We start from the raw sequence: 17,131 nt of genomic DNA, 5'->3' as shown, positions 1-17,131 counted from the left end.
CTTAACCCATCAATGCGGCCATCAGCGCTTTTTGTGCGTGCAGACGGTTTTCGGCCTGGTCGAAAATAACCGAGTTTTTGCCGTCGATGACCCCTTCGCTCACTTCTTCCCCACGGTGTGCCGGCAGGCAGTGCATAAACAGGTAGTCTGCCTTCGCCAGCTGCGCCAGCTTCTCGTCGACTTGATAGTTTTTGAACGCCGCCTCGCGGACCTTCTGCTCTTCCTCAAAACCCATGCTGGCCCATACGTCGGTATAAATGACGTCCGCGTCCTTCACCGCTTCTTCCGGACTGTGCGTAACGACGATCTGCGCGCCGCTTTCCTTGGCAATCTCTTGGCTGGCCTTCACCACGGCCGGATCCGGGGTGTACCCTTCCGGGCTTGCGATCGATACGTTTACGCCCAGCTTGGCGCCGCCGATCATCAAGGAATGGGCCATGTTGTTGCCGTCGCCGATGTAGGCGAGCTTCAGGCCTTTCAGCTGGCCTTTGTGCTCATAGATTGTCTGGTAGTCCGCCAGCACCTGGCACGGATGCGCCAGATCGCTCAGGCCGTTGATCACGGGAACGGAGGCGTATTTCGCCAGATCCGTCACATTGTGATGCCCGAAGGTGCGGATCATGATACCGTCCAGATAACGCGACAGCACCTGCGCCGTATCGCTGATAATTTCTCCGCGTCCGAGCTGGATGTCGTTTTTGCTTAAAAAGAGCGCGTGGGCTCCGAGCTGGAACGCCCCCACTTCGAACGATACCCGGGTTCGGGTGGATGATTTTTCGAAAATAAGTCCGATCGTTTTGCCCTTCAGCGGCTGGTATTCCTCGCCGTTCTTCTGCTTGCGCTTGAGTTCGATCGCCAGATCGATCAAGTACTGAATTTCTTCCGGTGTATAATCGTCGAGCTCCAGCAGGTCTCTTCCCTTCAGGTCGATATCCTGCAGCAGCCCGGTTTGGCTCAACATCGTTACGTCCTCCTTTATCAGCGCATGCTCAAATGCTGCCCGGCTACGCCTTATTTACTGCGGTATGATCATGGATCAGCTCGGCAATCATGCCGACGGCCTGATCGATTTCTTCTTTGGTAATATACAGGTTCGGAAGCAGGCGGATCACGTTCGGACCGGCGGTCACGAACAGCAGCCCGCGTTTCTGCCCTTCCAGCACGATGTCGTTCACCGGCTCCTTGCATTCGATGCCGATGAGCAGCCCCAAGCCGCGCACTTCATTGACAAAAGGATGCACAGCGACCTTTTCGTTCAGCTGCTGGATCAAATACTCGCCCATGTCCGCGGCGCGCTGCGGCAGTTGATCTTCGAGAATCGTCTCGATCGTGGCGATCATCGCTGCCGTCGCGATCGGCGTGCCGCCGAAGGTCGAGCCGTGGCTGCCCGGCGTAAACGCGTCTTTCAGATACCCTTTGCCGAGCATCGCTCCTGCCGGGAACCCGCTGGCAATGCCTTTGGCGAGTGTGAAAATATCCGGCTCAATGCCGTAATGCTCATACGCAAACAGCTTGCCTGTACGCCCCATGCCGGTCTGCACCTCGTCGAGGATGAGCAAAAGCCCATGCTGTTCGCACAGCGCCTTCACTGCCTTCAGGAAGTCCGGCTGCACGACGAGCACGCCGCCTTCCGCCAGTACCATCTCGATCATGATCGCGGCAGTGTCCGGGCCGATGGCCGCTTTCAGCGCGGCCAGATCATGCAGCGGTACGCTCTTGAAGCCGGCAGGCAGCGGCAGAAAGCCGTCTTTTACCTTGTCCTGGCCGGTCGCCGTCAGGGTAGCCAGCGTACGTCCGTGGAAGGATTGATGGAAGGTGATGATTTCAAAGCGTCCGGTGCCTTTCACTTTCTGGTGGTAGCGGCGGGCCAGCTTGATGGCCGCTTCGTTCGCTTCGGCGCCGCTGTTGCAGAAGAACACCGCATCCGCGCAGCTGTTCGCCGTCAGCAGAGAAGCTGCTTTTTCCTGGTTCGGAATGTGGAACAGGTTCGATACATGCCACAGTTCATCCAGCTGAGCTTTCAGCTTCTCGGTCACTTTCTTCGGCGCATGGCCCAGATTGGTCACCGCCAGACCGCACATAAAGTCGAGGTATTTGTTCCCTTTATCGTCCCACAGCCAGCTCCCTTGCCCTTTCACCAGGCTGATCGGATATCTGGCATAGTTCTGAAACAATGAGCTTGCCTGTTCGCTTGCACTCATCCCTAATCACTCCTTCTCCCGGAGCCGCAGGTCCCTCCCTGTGCCCCTGTTTAAATGGTCCTGCCTTTATCTTAATCCCGCACGATGCGGGTACCCAACACTTCACCCTGCAGCACCCGGCTCAGTACCCGGGGCTCACTGCCGTCCACGATGACGACTTCCTGCACGTCTCCCTGAATGCAGCTCACCGCGGCCCGAACCTTCGGAATCATGCCGCCGTAAATGTCGCCGCTGGCGATCATGTCTTCGATTTGCTGCACCGTCACCGACGGCAGCACCTGCTTCTCGCCGTCCACGGCTTTCAGGATGCCAGGCACGTCCGTGACCACGATCATCCGGTCGACTCCCAGATGGGAAGCGACGGCGCCCGCCGCGGTATCGGCGTTAATGTTGTAGCGCTGCCCAGCCGCGTCCACCCCGACCGGTGCGATGACCGGCATGTAGCCCATGGCCGTAATGCCTTTAACGATCGCCGATTCCACATAGGTAACGTCGCCGACATGGCCAACCTCGGCTGCGTTGGCAACCGGCTCGGCCTGGATCAGTCCCCCGTCGACACCCGACAGGCCAAGAGCCCGGCCGCCCGTGCTCTGGATCCGCCGCACGATCTGCTTGTTGATCGTTCCGGCCAACACCATCTCCACGACATCCAAGACGTCCTCGGTTGTCTTGCGCAGGCCGTTCACGAATTCTGTTTCAATGCCCAACTTGGCGAGATTGTCCGAAATCGCCGGACCGCCCCCATGGACGATGACCGGCTGCACGCCCTGCTGCTGCAGCTGCTTCAGATCCTCAAAGAAGGAATCCGGCAGTGCCGCCAGCGTGCTTCCCCCGCACTTCATGACAAACATCTGCTGGCCATCCGCCCCAATATGGGAGCCCTGCTCATTCTCCAGCGTCTTCATATGCATTCACTCTCCCCTGCAGCTGCCTTCGCCTTATGTCCGGTAAGCCGCATTGATCCGTACGTAGTCATAAGTCAAATCGCAGCCCCAGGCGGTGGCTTGCCCGGCTCCGCCGTGCAGATCCACGACGATGCGGACGGTGTCCCCTTTCAAGTAGGCCAACGCTTTATCTTCATCAAAAGCGACCGGACGCGATTGTTCCAATACGCTGATATCGCCGAGCCGGATGTCGACCGTCTCCGGATTTACCGGCTCGCCCGCACGCCCGACGGCGGCGATGATCCGTCCCCAGTTGGCATCGGCGCCAAATACGGCCGATTTGACCAGGCTCGAGCCGATAACCGTCTTGGCGATCGCCCGCGCCGACAGGTCGCTGACTGCGCCGGTGACGCTGACTTCGACCAGCTTCGTCGCGCCTTCGCCATCTCGCGCAATCGCTTGGGCCAAGCTCCGGCACACATACGTAAACCCTTCGGCAAACGGCTCCCAGTCCGGATGCGCCGGCGTCAGCACTTCGTTCCCCGCCAGGCCGCTGGCCATAGCGATCAGCATGTCGTTCGTGCTCGTGTCGCCGTCCACCGTAATCATGTTGAACGTCACGTCCGTCGCCTGCCGCATCAGCTGCTGCAGTGCTTCCTGGTCAATGGCCGCGTCCGTCGTCATAAAAGCGAGCATCGTCGCCATGTTCGGATGAATCATCCCCGAACCCTTCGCGGCGCCGCCAATCGTCACCTCTTTGCCGTTCACCAACACCGATACGCAGGCTTCTTTTTTCACCAGGTCCGTGGTGAGGATCGCCTGCGAGAAGTCCTCCGCGCCCGAATTGGCGCTGCTGAGCCGCGGCGGCAGCGATTCTATGCCCGCGTTCACGCGGTCCATCTTGAGCAGCTCGCCGATCACGCCCGTGGACGCGACGGCCACGTCCTGCTCCGCCACACCGAGGTGGCGGGCTGCGGCCGCCCGCATGTCATAGGCATCGGCTTCGCCCTGCTGCCCGGTGCACGCGTTGGCGTTGCCGCTGTTCACGATCACAGCCTGCAGCGTGCCGTTCTGCAGGCTCTCGCGCGTCACCTTCAGCGGTGCCGCTTGAAACACATTCGTGGTGTACACGGCCGCAGCCACGGCCGGCACCTCGCACAGGATCGCGCCAAGGTCATGGCGATCCGTCTTCTTGAGTCCGCAGTGCACGCCTCCCGCCGAAAAGCCTTTCGGCGTGACGATCGATCCGTCCTTCACCTGCGTAAACGTCGTTAATTGTCCCATGTCTATGTTCATCCCGCTTACGGATACACCGGAGTATAGCCGAGTCCGAGATTCTCCTCCCATCCCATCATCAGATTCAGGTTCTGTATCGCCTGGCCTGCCGCACCTTTGACGATATTGTCAATGACCGAAATAATGGTGACCCGGCCCGTCCGCGGATCCGCCGCAAAACCGATATCGCAATAATTGGAGCCCAGCACTTCCTTCGTCGCCGGCCAAATGCCCGTGTCGCGCACGCGCACGAACGGCCGTCCTTGGTAATACTGCCGATACAGCTCTACAAAATCTTCGTCGTTATACACGCCGTTCAAGTTCGCATACATCGTGCTCATAATGCCCCGAGTCATCGGCACGAGCTGGGTCGTAAACGTCACGGTCACCTGCTCACCGGCCACTTGGCTAAGCACCTGCTCAATTTCCGGGATATGCTGATGTTTATTCACTTTGTAAGCTTTGAAATTTTCATTAATTTCCGCAAAATGGGTCGTCAAGCTCGTTCCGCGTCCCGAACCCGATACGCCGGACTTGGCATCAATAATGATGCTGTTCGGATTGATCCAGCCGGCGCTGATGGCCGGAACCAGACCGAGCAGGGTAGCCGTCGGGTAACAGCCGGGATTGGAAATAAAGTCCTTGCCGGCGACTTCTTCTCCAAACAGCTCGCACAAACCGAAAACAGCTTGGTCCAAATAGGCCGCATCCGGCGCGGTGTGCTTATACCATTTTTCGTACGTAGCGCTGTCCTTGATCCGGAAATCCCCGGACAAATCAATGACCTTAAGCCCCTCTTCCAGCAAGCCCGGCACCAGCTTGGAGCTCACGCCCGAAGGAGTAGCCGTAAAGACGACATCCGCCTTGGCGGCGATTTCCTTCGGATCGGTACCGTCCAAATTTTGCACGATAATATCCGTTAAATGCGGAAAACCTTCCGAAATCGGCGTTCCCGCGCTCGATGATGAAATCACTGACGTAATGACTGCTTTGGGATGCCCCTGCAGCAGCCGGATCAGCTCAACCCCGCCGTAGCCGGTCGAACCGACGATCGCAATCCTAACCTTCTCCTCAGTACCGTGTTCTCCCATTCCCCGCGTTCCCCTCTCTACTGCCGCTTCTGTATAAATCATGAATAATTATGTATTATTATACGACCGCTTTTATATAAATACAACACTTTGGAACGAATTTCCCTTATCCAGTAAGGGCTTATCCGCTCCTATCTCCTATGGTCCGAGCCTATACACCTTTCGATCTCCAAGAAAAAAAGACCCTGTTCAAGGTCCGACCAAATTACATTCCTATGGAGGATTCATGCGTTCATCCCGAACCGCCCTTGTGATGTGTGATGGTCGTTTATTTCTTGATACCGGCAACGATCGGCAGGACGCCGATCCAGGCCAAATTCCGAATGACGGTTGGCGCATCAATCCCGTAATTCCCCTGATTTGCGATTTCGGGTCTCCGCTGTGCCATCTAACCATTCCCCCCGACCTCTTCATAATGAAAAAGAGGCTGCCCAGCCCGCATGGATAACTGTTCGCCTCTTTTTACTGTTCATTATTAAGCTATGATGGAGGGTGAAAAAAATGCTCAGCTGCCCTGCAGCTTAAAGCCCTCGCCCAGCACCTCATGCGCATTGCTGATGATGACAAATGCCTCCGGGTCCACCGACTGCACCAGCGTCTTCAGCCGCGTCGTTTCGCTCTGGCCGATGACGACCATCAGCACGGTCCGGTCCGTCCCGGTATAACCGCCGGTGGCGTTCAGCTTGGTACAGCCGCGGTCCAGGTCCTTCAGCACCGCCGCCGTTATCGGTTCGATATGATCCGAGATGATATAAGCCACCTTCGAGTAATTGAAGCCGAGCTCAATGGCATCGATCACCTTGCCGGTGACATACAGTCCCACCAGCGCATACAGCGCCTTCTCCAGCGACAGTGTACAGGCGGCTAAAAGGATGACCGATCCGTCCAGGATCACAACGCACAGTGAAAAGCTCAGTCCGCTGTACTTCTGGATAATTTGGGCCAGCGTCGTCAGTCCGCCGGTGGAGCCCCGTCCCCGGTACACGATCCCGATGCCGAGACCGACCGCAATCCCGCCGTAAATCGAAGCGAGCAGCGGGTTGCTCGTCGGCAGCGGCCAGTCCTTCGTCAGATAGACGAACAAAGGCAGCACCACGCTGCCCAGCAGCGAGCGGATGCCGTAATTTTTTCCGAGCAGCAGGATGCCCAGGATAAACAGCGGGATGTTGAGGGCCCACTGGGTAAAAGCCGGCTCCATGCCAAACCAGGCTTCGGTCAATACGGAAATCCCGGATACCCCGCCGGAAGCAATCCCGTTCGGCAGGAAAAACAAATTAAATCCTAAAGCGATAATAAAGGAACCGACAATGATAAGCAGCGTGTCCACCACGTGGCGCTGGGGTCCGCTCATAGGCAGCGATGCCTTTCTGCGGTTCGATGACTTCTGAGACATGAACAATTTTCTCTCCTTACCTAAAATATAAAATCGGCCATCCAACAGCCAAGCCTTCCGGAATGCTAAAATCAGTCCTTTACACCAAAAAATTCCTACACGAATAGCGTGTAGGAATTCACTTGGTTTTATTCGGTTTCCACCTTGATTTGGCTGCGCAAATAACCGTCGATGAACAGGTCCAGGTCCCCGTCCATGACAGCGCCGACATTGCCGGTTTCCACTGAGGTGCGGTGGTCCTTTACCATACTATAGGGATGAAACACGTAGGAGCGAATCTGGCTGCCCCAGGCAATATCCGACTGTTCTCCTCGGATTTCATCCAGCTGTTTTTGCTGCTCTTCGAGTTTGCGCTCGTACAGCTTCGAACGAAGCATCGTCATCGCGCGCTCCCGGTTTTTGATCTGCGAGCGTTCGTTCTGGCAGGTTACGACCACGCCCGTCGGGATGTGCGTAATCCGAACCGCGGAGTCTGTCGTGTTAATGTGCTGACCGCCGGCGCCACTGGCCCGGTACGTATCGATCTTAAGATCCTCTGTCCGGATCTCCACGTCGACGTCCTCGGTAATCTCCGGCACGACATCGCAGGAGACGAACGACGTATGGCGGCGTCCCGACGAGTCGAACGGCGAGATGCGCACCAGACGGTGCACGCCCTTCTCGGCTTTCAGATAGCCGTAAGCGTTAAAGCCTTTAATCAGCAGCGTAACGCTCTTGATCCCGGCCTCGTCCCCCGGCAGATAGTCCAGAGTTTCCACTTTAAAGCCATGCTTCTCGGCCCAGCGGGTGTACATCCGCAGCAGCATCTGTCCCCAATCCTGGGACTCGGTGCCGCCGGCACCCGGGTGAAGCTCGAGAATGGCGTTCATTTTATCGTAAGGCTGGCTCAGCAGCAGCTTGAGTTCGAAATCGTCCAGTTTCTTCATTAACGACTCCACCGCTTCGGCGATTTCGGCGGCCAGCGATTCGTCGCCTTCCTCGTCGGCCAGCTCCGCCATCATGGAGGCGTCGTCGTATTCCTGCTGCAGCTTCTCATACTCGTCAACCGACGACTTCACCGCGTTCATTTCCGCGATGACCGATTGAGCCTTTTCGTTGTCATCCCAAAAGTCGGGAGCTGACATTTTCTCTTCGAAGTTCGAGATCATTTCCTGCTTCAGATCTAAGTCAAAGAGACCCCCTAAGATTGGTGAGTTTCGTTGCGATTTCCCGCAAGTCGTGCTTTACGCTTGGATCTAACATGATTTACTCTTCACCTCTTTATCGACATAAACTCCCTTAAGCGGAAAGACCCTGCAGCCGCCCTCCTCTTTCAGAGCAGCGCCTGCATTGGGTCTCCCGGTTTAAGGGAGTTTTGGCTCCGCTTCTTAGGGTTGCCTAAGAAACGGCTGTTGTATGAATGACTTTAACATTTGCTTCTATATTATCTTATGCTTCTTGACCGTGGCAGTGTTTGTACTTCTTGCCGCTGCCGCAAGGACACAAATCGTTGCGTCCGATCTGTTCGCCGACTTGCACCGGCTTCTTCTCGGTCGGTTCGCCATTTGTGGATACCTTGCTCTCTTCCACAACTGCCTGGCGCTCCTGGTTCGCTTCGATATGGGCCTTCATCACGTACATAGCCACTTCCTCCTGGATGCTGGCTGTCATCGTGTTGAACATCTCGAAACCCTCGAATTGGTATTCACGAAGCGGATCCGTACCGCCGTATGCACGGAGGTGGATACCTTGACGGAGCTGATCCATCGCGTCGATGTGGTCCATCCACTTGCTGTCGACGGAGCGGAGCACGATAACTTTCTCGAACTCACGCACCAGCTCGGAACCGATCCGCTCTTCGCGCTCGTCGTACTTCTTCTTCACCTTATCGAAGATAAACTCTTCAATCTCCTCAACCTCTTTGCCCCACAGATCGTCGCGGGTAATCGAGCCTTCGTCGAGGAGCTTGCTGTTCACGTAATCAGCCACTTCCTGGAGCTCCCAGTTTTCCGGAATATCGTCGGAGCAGTGTACCTCAACCGCGCGGTCAATGACCGGCTTGATCATCTCCATGACGATATCCTTGATGTTGTCGGATTCCAGAATTTCACGGCGCTGCTTGTAGATGATCTCCCGCTGCTGGTTCATGACGTCGTCGTATTGGAGGACGACCTTCCGCAGGTCGAAGTTGTTGCCTTCGACGCGTTTTTGCGCGGATTCGACCGCACGGGTAATCATCTTGCTCTCAATCGGCTGGTCTTCCTCGAAACCGAGGCGTTCCATCATGTTTAGCACATTGTCGGCGCCGAACCGCTTCATGAGTTCATCGCCCAGCGACAGGTAGAACTGCGTCGAGCCCGGGTCGCCCTGGCGTCCAGCACGGCCGCGAAGCTGGTTATCGATCCGGCGGGATTCATGGCGCTCCGTACCAATGATATGCAGACCGCCAATATCAGCCACACCTTCACCCAGCAAAATATCGGTACCCCGTCCAGCCATGTTGGTGGCGATCGTTACCGTACCCGGCTGACCGGCGCGGGAGATAATGTCCGCTTCTTCGGCATGGTACTTGGCGTTCAGCACCTGATGCTTGATGCCCTTACGCTTCAGCATTTCCGAAATGAGCTCGGAGTTCTCGATGGATACCGTACCAACCAGCACCGGCTGGTTCTTTTTGTGGCGTTCCACGATTTCGTCGACAACCGCCTTGAACTTGCCGTTCACGCTCTTGTACACGATGTCCGGCATGTCGTTCCGTTGGTTTGGTTTGTTCGTCGGTACCTGGATAACTTCCAGGCCGTAAATTTTCTTGAATTCTTCTTCTTCTGTCTTCGCCGTACCGGTCATGCCGGCCAGCTTGCGGTACATCCGGAAGTAATTCTGGAAGGTAATCGTCGCGAGCGTCATGCTCTCGTTCTGCACCTCGATGCCTTCCTTCGCTTCGATTGCTTGGTGCAGACCGTCGCTGTAACGGCGTCCGGCCATCAGGCGGCCCGTAAACTCGTCGACGATCACCACTTCGTCCTCCGTTACGACGTAGTCGACGTCGCGGCGCATGATGACGTTCGCCTTCAGCGCCTGCACGATGTGGTGGTTCAGCGTAATATGGCTGTGGTCATACAGGTTCTCGATGCCAAAAGCGCGTTCCGCTTTAGCCACACCCTTTTCCGTCAGAGCAACGGATTTGACCTTAATATCAACCGTATAGTCTTCTTCCTTCTGCAGCTGCTTCACAAAGCGGTCCGCTACGTAATACAGCTCCGTCGACTTTTGGGCTTGTCCTGAGATGATCAGCGGCGTACGCGCCTCATCGATCAGAATTGAGTCCACTTCGTCAATCGTACAGAAGTACAGCGGGCGCTGCACCATTTGTTCCTTATACAGCACCATGTTGTCACGCAGGTAGTCGAAACCAAACTCGTTGTTCGTACCGTACGTAATATCACAGGCATAAGCCACTTGTTTATCCGCATGGTCCATGCCGCTCAGGTTGACCCCGACCGTCATGCCCAGGAATTCGTAAATTTGACCCATCTCCGCGCTGTCCCGCTGTGCGAGATAGTCGTTGACGGTTACAACGTGTACACCCTGTCCAAGCAGGGCGTTCAAATACACCGGAAGGGTACCGACCAGGGTCTTACCTTCACCGGTCTTCATTTCGGCGATCTTGCCTTCGTGCAGCGTCATGCCGCCAACCAGCTGAACGTCGTAATGACGCTTACCGAGCACGCGCTTGGATGCTTCGCGTACGGTGGCAAACGCTTCAGGCAGGAGATCATCGAGGGTTTCACCCTTCTCCAAACGCGCACGGAACTCCTCCGTCTTCCCTTTCAGCTGCTCATCGGAAAGGTTGACGAATTCCGGCTCTAATTTGTTGATCTGATCAACCGTCTTCATCAGACGCTTAACCTCACGATCGTTGACGTCACCGAAGATTTTTTTGACAATACCTAGCATGGTTAACCCCTTTCGCGCAAAACAATTGTTAGAATCAACTTCAGTTATTTCAGGGTTATGTTCAAATGAAATAGATTCTTCATGAACCAATTCACACAGACACCGGCTGAATGAGATGGATTCATAAAGAATCGATTCATACAGGAGTATTGAAGATCTGCTGCTTGTTGAAATTGATCCGGACAGAATCGGCTTCATACAGACAAAATGCAACTGCTTGAAGTTCATTCCAATCGTGTTCAAACCGGTAATTAAAATAAAAACGGGTTTGCATAAATTGTAACAGTTTGTAAGAGATGCCGCAACAACTTACAGCCCTTACAAACGGCCTCTATTTATATACGCACGAAGAGCCCCATCCGTTGCAGGACAAGGGCTCTTTTTTTACTCGAAACTCAATAAATATTTACATAATCATGAAAATTGTTACAACGGACCGTCATTTTGTTAATACGCGCTGCCTTCATTTTGCTCGATCAAACCGTATTTACCATCATTCCGTTTGTAAACGACATTCACTTCCTGGGTATCAATGTTCGAAAAAACAAAGAAATTATGTCCGACCATGTTCATCTGCAAAATGGCTTCTTCCACGTCCATCGGCTTCAGGGTGAAGCGCTTCGTGCGGACCACTTCCAGATCGTCGTGCTCTTCCTCCGTCATCGTCGGCAGCAGGCCGGTACCGGTCGCGGCTTCTTCCGTGAACAGCATCTTCAGGCTTCCTTCCTGGCGGAACTTGCGGTTGAGCTTGGTCTTGTGCTTGCGGATTTGACGTTCCAGCTTGTCCACGACGGCATCAATGGACGCATACATGTCATCGCTGCGGTCTTCGGCCCGGAGCATCACTCCAGGGAGCGGAATCGTTACCTCCACGCTGTGCAAACCTCGAGTAACTCCAAGTGTCACATTTCCTTCTGAGGCGGGGGGTGCATCGAAATACTTCTCAAGCCTGCTGAGCTTCTTGTCGACATAGTCCTTCAAAGCGTCAGTAACCTCGATTTGTTGACCTCGAATAGCTAAATTCATAGGGCACTCCTCCTTTGCAGTTCCATTATATCACAATTGTTAACGCTAAGTAAAAAGGCGTTTTCGGGCGGCTGTCCGCCAAATGAAAGCCCTTTACTCACCCCCGCTGTCCGCCTAAAGCAGGGTAAAATTCCTTAACCGCTCAGGAGGAAATGAAACAAGTTCGATCGTGGTAAAATCCGCCGGAACACAAAGAAAGACCCTGGAGATCCAGGGTCTTATCGCTACCGTTCTTCAATTACTTAACCATCGAACCGTATATGTAGGTCGGCCTTGCCGGATGATTATAATTTCGTTACGTTAGCTGCTTGCGGTCCACGAGCGCCTTCGACGATGTCGAATTCAACGTCTTGACCTTCTTCCAAAGTCTTGAAGCCTTCAGATTGGATTGCGGAGAAGTGTACGAATACGTCGCCACCTTCAGCAGTCTCGATGAAGCCATAACCTTTTTCTGCGTTGAACCATTTAACTTTACCTTGCATGCACTAACATTCCCTTCGTCGTCAAATAAAGTGTGACTTACGCCCACATTCCTGAATATACCACCCAAACTTGTCCATTGTCAATTGGAATGGAAAGGGGTTTAATTGTATAAAATTCCAATCAACTGGCTATTCAGAATGTCGATACGTAATCATTTATATGCTGTATTAACCGGATTTAATACGAATGAAACGGGGAAATAATTAATTATTTGTTCCCAGTTCTTGTGTGTCTTGCGGCCCTTGTTGCTCTCCGGTCGGTTGAGTGTCTTGTGGTTGTTGTGGTTCTCCGGACTCTTGTTGTTCCCCAGTCACTACAGGCTCTTCTGGAGTTTCAGGAACGTATTCCCCAGCCAAGTTCGTGTTGTAGACTGAATAACTTTCTCCATTTTTTAATGTGATCGTTATTTTTGCTTTAGACGGTTTTTGTGTAATGTCATACGGAGTGCTGCTCCACCATTCGTTGGAGCCTTCTTCTTCACGATCTGTGAAAGCTGCGCTTAATTGACCGTCCAGACCACCGTATTCCATGTCATCCGATGCCAATTTTTCAATTTGGGCGCCCGTTGCCGTGCGGGTCGCTAATGGCTTACCTTCCTCATCTTCTAGAGCCACTTCAATTTTATCAATGTCGTCGTAGCTAATATTGTTTAGCTGAAGTTGGAAGCCAACATTATACGCTTGGTAATCCGTCCAGTATCCAAAATCTTGGGCAATAACAAAATCCTCCGGTTTTGGCGCTTCCGTTACAACTACCTCGTGTTTAGAAGTCGCGAGCACCTTATTACTTTCGACTTCAACCAATTCAAGCTTGTAGCCATACGTACCTTCTTGGTTATACGTAACTTTAAACTTGCTCGTAGCATCCTTAAGCGGAAATCCGGAAGCAGGTCCGTAAACGGCTACTCCACTATTAAAGTTCAACGGATGGTAGTTTCGGTCATTGACTTCAAAGTATTGAAGATCTAGATTTTCAGCTTGGGTTGAGTCATCAAGCGTGATGACCACTTTTACATTTGAACCTGCTTTCCCATTGGCTGCAGTACTAACCTCCACGTCCTGTTCGACATCAGTATACGCCGCATCCTTAATCGTACTTGTAATTATCGGTGATCCATGGATTGCTTCTAGATAATACTGTGTTTGTCCCGGCTCAATTGTAGTGGTGCTTGTTGTAGGAGCATTATCTACTTCACCTTGGCCATCGATGACCCAAATGGTTGGCTTGCCATAGGACTCCGTTTCGTTCGTTAAAGTTCCAACAACATTTAACAGAGAATTATTAAGCCCGGGAGCTGCACCTTTAGATACCTCAATGCCGCCAAATTCGTTTCCGCCTACATTAACGTCCCCTTCTAAAGTTACGCCAGATCCGTTCACCAGTAATCCAGCGTCTCCACCTGTTAAATTGAGGTCGCTGATCGTTACGCCTGAAGTGTTGTAGACGTGCAGAACGTAGTTGCCTTGCCAGTCAACAGCATCCCCTTTAAAAGCAATGCTATGGTTTCCCCCATTAATAGATACCTGCCGAGTAACCGTGATTTTCTGATCGGTTTCAATATTGGAAGTAATATCAATGGTTGACTTTGTTTCATCTGACAATGCCTCAATCAATTCATCCAGGGTATTAACACTCGAAACGTCGTTATTCTTTACAATAACCGATCTTGTTACTTCGTCAGCTGCATTTCCTGCCGCGTCGCTTACGTTGTAGTGGATAATATAAGTGCCCGCCTCGCTAGTATCAATACTATCTACCGTTTGACCCTCTTTGGTATAGGTCACTGTAACTTCCAATTCCGTATCTTTGTTGTCTGTGACACTTACGCCGGCATCCTCATATTTTGCACCGAAGTCTACCGATACGATCGCTTCACCTTTCAGTTCAATCACTGGCTTTTCAGTGTCAGCCTCTTCTTTCACAATGACCGTTCTCACTACTTCGTCCGCTGCATTCCCCGCTGCGTCGCTTACATTGTAGTGGATGGTATAAGTTCCCGCTTTGGTAGTATCGATACTATCTACCGCTTGACCCTCTTTGGTATAGGTAACTTTGACTTCCAGTTCCGAATCTTTGTTGTCTGTTGCTGTTACGCCAGCATCTTCGTATTCTGCACTGAAGTCTACCGATACGATCGCTTCACCTTTCAGTTCAATCACCGGCTTTTCAGTGTCAGCCTCTTCTTTTACAATGACTGTTCTCGTTACTTCGTTCGCTTCATTTCCTGCTGCATCGCTTACGTTGTAGTGGATAATATAAGTACCTGCCTCGGTAGTATCAATATTATCTATCGTTTGATCATCTTTGGTGTAGGTCACTGTAACTTTCAATTCCGTATCTTTGTTGTCTGTGACACTTACGCCATCATCTTCATATTTTGCACCGAAGTCTACCCATACGCTGGCTTCACCTTTCAATTCAATCACTGGCTTTTCGGTGTCTGGCTCTTCCTTCACTATTACTGTTCTCGTCACTTCTTTTGCTGCATTCCCTGCTGCATCGCTCACGTTGTAGTGAATCGTGTAGGTACCAGCTACTTCGGTATCAATCTTATCTACAACCTTACCATCCTTGGAATAAGTGACATTTGCTTTCAAACCAGTATCTTTGTTATCCGTAATGGTAACACCTTCATCGAAATATTCTGCGCCATATGCCAGAGTTACGGTAGACTCGCCTTTCAGGGTAATAGCAGGAGCTACTGTATCCGTTGGAGTCGTCGTTCCCCCACCATTATTCCCTCCGCCATTCGATCCACCGGAAGACCCGCCGCTGCTGCCCCCACTACTGGAGCCGCCGGAACTTCCGGAAGAAGCAGGAGTGTTCACTTGAATGGAGTCCTTTTGAGAGCCTTCCATTTGGTTCGGTTTAGTTTGGAAAGCAGAGCCTTTGGCGCCATCGTTAATCGTTGCAGTTTGAATCTGGCCGGAACCGAGGAGTTTCGCAACCGCATCCAAAACCAGTTTCACGATCTTCGCTTCACTGCTCAGTTCGATCGATGTATTTCCTGCAGAACCATCAACTTGAACATTTTCGATGGAACCTTTAACCAATTGAACAGAAATGGATGCAGCGAAAACATCAACATCATCGAATGTTCCGTTCAGCGTTACTTTTGCATTGGCCGGGAGATCCTTGGACAATTCAACATTTGTAAAGCCCTCGCCGCTGGCATGGTCTTCTTCCAATTTGGCCGACGACTTTACAACGACGCTTTGGGTAACCGTAGATCCTTCAGCAACGATACGTACGGTCCCGTCTTTCTTGTTAACAACAATATTAACTAGCACGGAATCAACGAAATGGATCGAGTTTTCGCCGCCGCCCTCAACGTTTGTGGTTCCATGAACTTTGACGTTTTTCAGGGTGGCATCTCCGCTGCCAATTCCTTCGGCAAGGGTCAGGTTTCCTTGGATCTCTACATTTTGGAGTGTTATTCCTGGAGCGCTGATGACAACGTTTCCATGAATCACCTGGATTTCTTTATCAGTTCCGCCGTAGGTGCCAGCCTGATCAAAGGTTACGGTCTCAGCTATCTTCTTTGCAAAGGCTGCGTCAATCAGCACTACCGCTTCCGCTCTCGTTAAACTTTTCTGCGGTTCAAAAGTTTGGTCCGGGTATCCATTCATGATTTTACTTTCCAGGACTGCGGCGACACCTTGCTTGCTCCACGCAGAGATGCGGTCGGCATCCTTCAAAGTGGACAACGAATCCGTCTGTCCCGCTGTCAGTCCCACAACTTTGGCAATCATAGCTGCAGCTTCTTGACGGGTGACATCAGCAGAAGGGTGAATCGTCTGATCCTGATAACCTTGAACATATCCAGCTTTAACCGCTTTGGCCACATCTGTATAGGCCCAGTTGCTGCTCGACAAATCGTTAAATTGAACTTGAGCAGATTCGGTGTATCCAAAAATACGATTGACCAACGCAATAAATTCAGCCCGAGTAATCGATTGATTCGGTCTAACCGTACCATCCTCAAAACCTTTCAAAGTTCCTTGGTTAACCCACTCCTGCAGCTGTTTTTCAGCCCAGTGACCGTTGATATCCTTTGCGGGTTGTGCCGCAAATGCGGGACTGACAGCCCCCAAAGTCATTCCCAAACCTAGCAATCCGGTTAATGTACCATGCAAACCTTTTTTCACAAGAATATCCTCCTTAAGACTTATGTTATTATACGTTAAAACAAAAAATATGAACTAAATCGACATTATTTTCATCCAAAATCGCTTTGTCAGACCTCCATTCCTCAAAAATCAGAAAAATTATAACATTAGAACCAGGACTTAAAGACTATCAACACTTCTTGTATCCTACCATATTTAGACAAAGAAAATCTATACTTTTGTTCCTTTTGTTTCCTGTTAATTTTTTTTCATTCCTAGGCTGAATCAAGAAAACAAAATAAGACTAGAATAGTCTTCGTTCCGTATGAAGTAGGGAACTACGAACCTTTCAAGTCTAAGCTGCCAGCGACAGTGTTTCCGGCGACAGTCATTTGGTTTTGTAGTTAATCGTGTGATGCATGCTCTTTCTAAACCGAGCCATAATCTTGCAGTATTCTTGGCAAGGTTCTAGATGTAATACTGCGATTTAACTGTTTTTCACAGAATTATATGAATAAATAACCTGTGTACCAACCATATTCTGCTTCATCTCTAAGGGATAACTGTTTACTGTTGTTAATACAAAAACACCTTCATGTTTGCCTCCATATCTTTCGATATGGTTGCATTCTCATGAAGGTGTATTGTTTGGTAGACAACCTGAGCAGGGAATTAATTTTTACACATTTTGTTTGGTTATGAAATTGACTCGATTTCCTTCCCAATACCCTAT

11 protein-coding genes are annotated in these 17,131 nt (G+C 51.8%); all 11 read right to left on the bottom strand.

All coding sequences use genetic code 11. The features are described 5' to 3' along the window. Position 1: 1 nt before the first annotated feature. The 11 genes from argF to ABID47_RS23645 all read right to left on the bottom strand — a co-directional run bounded on the left by argF (position 2) and on the right by ABID47_RS23645 (position 16,437). Positions 2 to 958 carry an ornithine carbamoyltransferase gene (argF, locus tag ABID47_RS23695; protein ID WP_089550484.1) on the bottom strand — a complete coding sequence of 319 codons (957 nt, stop codon included), beginning with the start codon at positions 956 to 958 and terminating at the stop codon, positions 2 to 4. 46 nt (positions 959 to 1,004) lie between these two features. Continuing rightward, positions 1,005 to 2,201, bottom strand: a complete 1,197-nt coding sequence (locus tag ABID47_RS23690; RefSeq protein ID WP_354500346.1) for an acetylornithine transaminase — start codon at positions 2,199 to 2,201, stop codon at positions 1,005 to 1,007. 71 nt (positions 2,202 to 2,272) lie between these two features. Then, positions 2,273 to 3,106: an acetylglutamate kinase gene (gene argB, locus ABID47_RS23685; RefSeq protein WP_354500344.1), complete on the bottom strand. Its 834-nt coding sequence runs from the start codon at positions 3,104 to 3,106 to the stop codon at positions 2,273 to 2,275. Between the two features lie 33 nt (positions 3,107 to 3,139). Then, the gene (gene argJ / locus ABID47_RS23680) at positions 3,140 to 4,369 is read right to left on the bottom strand and encodes a bifunctional glutamate N-acetyltransferase/amino-acid acetyltransferase ArgJ (RefSeq protein ID WP_116233510.1); all 1,230 of its coding nucleotides are present in this window, start codon (positions 4,367 to 4,369) and stop codon (positions 3,140 to 3,142) included. 17 nt (positions 4,370 to 4,386) lie between these two features. Continuing rightward, positions 4,387 to 5,451 carry an N-acetyl-gamma-glutamyl-phosphate reductase gene (gene argC, locus ABID47_RS23675; protein WP_354500342.1) on the bottom strand — a complete coding sequence of 355 codons (1,065 nt, stop codon included), beginning with the start codon at positions 5,449 to 5,451 and terminating at the stop codon, positions 4,387 to 4,389. 505 nt (positions 5,452 to 5,956) lie between these two features. Next, complete coding sequence (locus ABID47_RS23670; protein ID WP_200634755.1) at positions 5,957 to 6,844, bottom strand: YitT family protein; 888 nt, start codon at positions 6,842 to 6,844, stop codon at positions 5,957 to 5,959. A gap of 128 nt (positions 6,845 to 6,972) precedes the next feature. Next, positions 6,973 to 8,086 (bottom strand): peptide chain release factor 2 gene (gene prfB, locus ABID47_RS23665; protein ID WP_354500340.1). Its coding sequence is split into 2 segments (ribosomal slippage): positions 6,973 to 8,013 and positions 8,015 to 8,086, totalling 1,113 coding nucleotides; the frame shifts between segments, so codons are not numbered across the junction. Between the two features lie 186 nt (positions 8,087 to 8,272). Beyond that, positions 8,273 to 10,780 carry a preprotein translocase subunit SecA gene (secA, locus tag ABID47_RS23660; protein ID WP_354500338.1) on the bottom strand — a complete coding sequence of 836 codons (2,508 nt, stop codon included), beginning with the start codon at positions 10,778 to 10,780 and terminating at the stop codon, positions 8,273 to 8,275. Between the two features lie 447 nt (positions 10,781 to 11,227). After that, positions 11,228 to 11,806: a ribosome hibernation-promoting factor, HPF/YfiA family gene (gene hpf / locus ABID47_RS23655; RefSeq protein WP_116233507.1), complete on the bottom strand. Its 579-nt coding sequence runs from the start codon at positions 11,804 to 11,806 to the stop codon at positions 11,228 to 11,230. Positions 11,807 to 12,090: 284 nt separating this feature from the next. Further along, positions 12,091 to 12,288 (bottom strand): cold shock domain-containing protein, encoded by a 198-nt coding sequence (locus ABID47_RS23650; protein WP_116233506.1) that lies wholly within the window; start codon positions 12,286 to 12,288, stop codon positions 12,091 to 12,093. Between the two features lie 204 nt (positions 12,289 to 12,492). Continuing rightward, positions 12,493 to 16,437: an immunoglobulin-like domain-containing protein gene (locus ABID47_RS23645; protein WP_354500335.1), complete on the bottom strand. Its 3,945-nt coding sequence runs from the start codon at positions 16,435 to 16,437 to the stop codon at positions 12,493 to 12,495. Positions 16,438 to 17,131 lie beyond the last annotated feature (694 nt).

The sequence above is a fragment of the Paenibacillus favisporus genome, from assembly GCF_040545415.1.
GTDB classification, from domain to species: Bacteria; Bacillota; Bacilli; order Paenibacillales; family Paenibacillaceae; genus Paenibacillus_AQ; species Paenibacillus_AQ favisporus.
The sequence above is the reverse complement of the archived record's forward strand: the minus strand, read 5'-3'. Positions and strand labels throughout refer to the sequence as shown.

What these genes read in the sequence shown, in the direction of transcription:
- ABID47_RS23690 (WP_354500346.1), bottom strand. Translation starts at nt 2,201, where the DNA reads ATGAGTGCAAGCGAACAGGCAAGCTCATTGTTTCAGAACTATGCCAGA.
- argB (WP_354500344.1), bottom strand. Translation starts at nt 3,106, where the DNA reads ATGAAGACGCTGGAGAATGAGCAGGGCTCCCATATTGGGGCGGATGGC.
- argJ (WP_116233510.1), bottom strand. Translation starts at nt 4,369, where the DNA reads ATGGGACAATTAACGACGTTTACGCAGGTGAAGGACGGATCGATCGTC.
- argC (WP_354500342.1), bottom strand. Translation starts at nt 5,451, where the DNA reads ATGGGAGAACACGGTACTGAGGAGAAGGTTAGGATTGCGATCGTCGGT.
- ABID47_RS23670 (WP_200634755.1), bottom strand. Translation starts at nt 6,844, where the DNA reads ATGTCTCAGAAGTCATCGAACCGCAGAAAGGCATCGCTGCCTATGAGC.
- secA (WP_354500338.1), bottom strand. Translation starts at nt 10,780, where the DNA reads ATGCTAGGTATTGTCAAAAAAATCTTCGGTGACGTCAACGATCGTGAG.
- hpf (WP_116233507.1), bottom strand. Translation starts at nt 11,806, where the DNA reads ATGAATTTAGCTATTCGAGGTCAACAAATCGAGGTTACTGACGCTTTG.
- ABID47_RS23650 (WP_116233506.1), bottom strand. Translation starts at nt 12,288, where the DNA reads ATGCAAGGTAAAGTTAAATGGTTCAACGCAGAAAAAGGTTATGGCTTC.